This window comes from Streptococcus sp. GMD6S, from assembly GCF_000297015.1.
This window is the reverse complement of sequence record NZ_AJRH01000092.1, coordinates 1-3,561: the sequence shown is the minus strand read 5'-3', so window position 1 is coordinate 3,561 and position 3,561 is coordinate 1. Positions and strand designations below refer to the sequence as shown.

Genomic DNA, 3,561 nt, shown 5'->3' with positions numbered 1-3,561 from the left:
TATTCTGAAACCTCAATTGTCTCAAACAAGAGAAATAAAAACAGAAAATGACTTGCTAAATGAAAGTGAGGGAAGAAGGATCCCGCTAATTGTCCAATATGTGCATCAATTAGTACGACAAAAGGGAGTAAAAAGAAAATACCAATTTGTTTTAACAGTCTCATTGCTAATTCCCCACTAACTCTACCACGTGAAGATTTTTGGTGTCAGCACTTAACTTTACTGTTACTTCCTTTGTTAGATAATCACTGCTGTGTGTTGTAGCAACAACCTCTCCAACAGGGATATCCTTAACATTAAAGTTTCCAAGCCCCCCTGTAGTCACCTTGTCTCCCGCGCTAATGTCGCTGTTGCTGTTTAATTGACTAATTTTAAGCAGTTCAGATTCCTTATCATAACCAACGATAATCCCGTAAATTTCAGTAGAACCATGCAGGATTTTAACAGAAATTTTGTCTGAATTTTCGGTGTTTGTCAATAGGTTGATCGTTGTTGAATGATCCTCCACCTTTGAAACACTACCAATCAAACCCCCGTTTGCAATGGCCAACATATTTTCAGAAGCTCCTTTTGAACTTCCCGCATCAATTGTTAACTCTTGTTTCCAAGATACTGGAGCCCGCATAATCACATCTGCTGCAATGGTTTTTGTAGCCTGCAATTTTGACTTCATATCCAGCAACTGACGTAATTGTTCATTTTCATTTTTTAAACTTTCTGATTGATTAGACTCCACCTCTAGTTGATAGAGCTGTTTTTTTAGACTCTCATTTTCATTGTAAGTCTGCGTCAAATGTCCCAAATCCGATTTGAAAGTATCAAACCACTGAAAGGGTTTTTGAACAATTCTATCTACTAAGGAAATCCCATCTCCTAGTTTCGTCACAATAGCGCTTGAATAGGTTGTCACTAATAGAACAGAAACTGCCAGAACTGTGACAAAAACGATGATTAGATATTTTGATTTTTTAAAACGGTTCATATTCCTACCTTTATACTAAAAACCTGCTACTGTGAGCTTCTTATCAATCCTACAAACCTGCTAAGATTTTAAGAAAAATAAGAAACATCCCAGTATCAAAATCACAAGAATTGCCAGTGTATCCTTTTGACTCCATCTCAACTGTCTATACTGACTTCTACCCTTTCCTCCCTGATAACCACGCGCTTCCATGGCTATTGCCAATGAATCTGCACGCTTTAAGCTCGTCGCAAAAAGAGGAATTAAAATTGGAATCATAGCCTTTACCTTTTGCACGATGCTACCTTCGCCAAAGTCAACTCCACGGGCTTTTTGAGCATTCATAATTCGCGTTGTGTCATCCATCAAGGTTGGAACAAAACGCAAACTCATTGATAACATAAGACCAATTTCATGAACGGGAACTTTCACACGTTTCAGCGGTGCTAAAAGAGCTTCAACTGCGGCTGCCAGACTCAAAGGCATGGTCGTTAATGTTAGCAAGGTTGAAAAGAAAATAATCAACACAAAACGACAGAAAATGATTCCCGCTTGTTGCAAAGCATAATCCGTTATTTTTATAAAAGAAAACTCAAATAGGACATTTCCACTTGAAATGAAAAAGAGCTGAAAAAGAGTCGTAAAAGCGATCAAGAAGAACATGGATTTTAATCCCTGAATGAAAAATGAAAGGGAAACGCCTGACAAAGCGATAAATATACCTGTCGCTACAAACAGAACGAGATTGGTGAGAGGATTATTGGCCCAAAATACAATCAAAATCAACAGGATCATGGCAAGCAATTTACTACGCGGATCCAAGCGATGAATGATGGAATCCCCCGGTATATAACGCCCTAAAATCATACTATCCATTTAGCGACTCCTTAAACTCCTCTATCTTGATTGGCAATTTTTTAAAAGCTACACCTCTATCTGCCAAACGTTTACAAAAGGCTGTGATTTTAGGCACACCTAACTGCACCTTTTCCATAGAGGCTACATCTTGGAAAACATCACTCGGTTTGCCACTTTTGACTAAACGCCCCTTTTCCATAACATAGACCTGATCAGCATACGTAGCTACATCATCCATCAAATGCGTTACCAGAACGATTGTCATTCCAGAAAGGTGGAGTTTTTTAAACAAGGTCATCAATTCTTTTCTGCCCAGAGGATCTAGTCCAGCTGTAGGCTCATCCAAAACTAAGACAGTTGGCTCCATGGCTAGCATACCTGCTATAGCCACACGTCTCATCTGACCACCCGAAAGTTCAAAAGGACTGCGCTCAAAGAGTGACTCATCGATGCCTACCAAGGCTAACTTTTCACGCGCAATTTTCTTGGCCTCTTCCTCAGAAACTCCAAAATTTTGCGGTCCAAATGCGACATCTTTCAAAACAGTCTCTTCGAAAATCTGATTTTCAGCAAATTGAAACACTAGACCAACTTGCTTTCGAATCTGACGAATTTCTTTATTGGTTGATGTAGGGGTAATGACGGTATCAAAAACTCGAACAGAACCCTTACTTGGTACCAATAGGCCATTTAAAAGCTGTAAAATCGTTGATTTCCCACTACCTGTGTGCCCTACTAAAGCTGTATAGGAACCATCCTCAATCGTCAAAGAAACATCAGTCAAGGCTGATGAAGATAGGGGAGTCCCCTCTTGATAGGTAAAGCTCACATTTTCTAGAGTAATTCCCATAACTTGTCCTCTAGCTCTCCTTCTGTCAAATAGCCATCCGGCAACTGATAACCAGTCTCTCTCAAAGATTCTCTCAATTGATTAGTAAAAGGCTCATCTAACCCTATCTGGTCAAGGTCATCCCGAGAAAAAAGTTCTCTTGGGCTGCTGGTTGACTCCACTTGGCCTTTTTTCATGACCAAGACACGGTCACTCATCGCAACTTCCTCTAAATCATGTGTAATGGAGACGACTGTCATCTGGTGGTCTTTTCGAATCTCTTGAACTGTCTGAATCAGTTCTCTGCGTCCCTCAGGATCCAACATACTTGTTGCCTCGTCCAAAATCAAAATAGCTGGCCTCAGGGCAACAACTCCCGCAATAGCCACCCGTTGTTTTTGTCCACCAGATAAACGAGCTGGTTCTCTCTTCTTAAAGTCCAGCATACCTACCAACTCCAAAGATTCAGCCACTCTCTTCTTCATTTCTTCACGAGGAAGTCCCTGGTTTTCTAAACCAAAGGCGACATCATCTTCAACAGTTGCCCCCACAAATTGGTTATCTGGATTTTGAAAAACCATACCAATTTGTCGACGCAAATCCCAAACATTCTCAGAGGACAGCAGTTGGCCATCTATCCAGATTTCCCCAGAGTCTGCTTCAAGCAATCCATCAATCAAACGGATAGTTGTCGATTTTCCACTCCCATTATGACCTACAATTGAAAGCCATTCTCCCCGTTTCACGTGAAACGAGACATTATTAACATCATAATGATCCTGGTCTTCCTTGTAACGAAAAGACAGATCTTTTACTTCAATAATCGATTTCATTTCGAACCAAATGTCCCTTTGAATACATGAGCGCTACCCTTGAAATAATCATAACCAGAGTAGATAGTGAAAAACAAAGC

General features: G+C 40.2%; 5 protein-coding genes and 1 pseudogene. All 6 read right to left on the bottom strand.

What is annotated here, in order from left to right:
• A partial coding sequence (gene mreD / locus GMD6S_RS12335) for a rod shape-determining protein MreD (RefSeq protein ID WP_008289407.1) occupies positions 1 to 164 on the bottom strand: 164 nt, incomplete at its 3' end.
• A gap of 2 nt (positions 165 to 166) precedes the next feature.
• Positions 167 to 982, bottom strand: a complete 816-nt coding sequence (gene mreC, locus GMD6S_RS08585) for a rod shape-determining protein MreC (RefSeq protein ID WP_001078970.1) — start codon at positions 980 to 982, stop codon at positions 167 to 169.
• Between the two features lie 60 nt (positions 983 to 1,042).
• Complete coding sequence (locus GMD6S_RS08580; protein ID WP_000377884.1) at positions 1,043 to 1,837, bottom strand: energy-coupling factor transporter transmembrane component T family protein; 795 nt, start codon at positions 1,835 to 1,837, stop codon at positions 1,043 to 1,045.
• A complete protein-coding gene (locus GMD6S_RS08575; RefSeq protein WP_000513212.1) occupies positions 1,830 to 2,669 on the bottom strand; it encodes an energy-coupling factor transporter ATPase in 840 nt (279 codons plus the stop codon). The genes GMD6S_RS08580 and GMD6S_RS08575 overlap by 8 nt, the downstream gene beginning before the upstream one ends.
• Positions 2,654 to 3,481, bottom strand: coding sequence for an energy-coupling factor ABC transporter ATP-binding protein (locus GMD6S_RS08570; RefSeq protein WP_000835733.1), 828 nt, complete (start codon positions 3,479 to 3,481; stop codon positions 2,654 to 2,656). Before GMD6S_RS08570 ends, GMD6S_RS08575 begins: the two co-directional genes overlap by 16 nt.
• Positions 3,478 to 3,561: pseudogene (locus GMD6S_RS12605) on the bottom strand (CDP-diacylglycerol--glycerol-3-phosphate 3-phosphatidyltransferase); the annotation flags it as partial. The pseudogene GMD6S_RS12605 and the gene GMD6S_RS08570, both read right to left, overlap by 4 nt.

What these genes read in the sequence shown, in the direction of transcription:
- mreC (WP_001078970.1), bottom strand. Translation starts at nt 982, where the DNA reads ATGAACCGTTTTAAAAAATCAAAATATCTAATCATCGTTTTTGTCACA.
- GMD6S_RS08580 (WP_000377884.1), bottom strand. Translation starts at nt 1,837, where the DNA reads ATGGATAGTATGATTTTAGGGCGTTATATACCGGGGGATTCCATCATT.
- GMD6S_RS08575 (WP_000513212.1), bottom strand. Translation starts at nt 2,669, where the DNA reads ATGGGAATTACTCTAGAAAATGTGAGCTTTACCTATCAAGAGGGGACT.
- GMD6S_RS08570 (WP_000835733.1), bottom strand. Translation starts at nt 3,481, where the DNA reads ATGAAATCGATTATTGAAGTAAAAGATCTGTCTTTTCGTTACAAGGAA.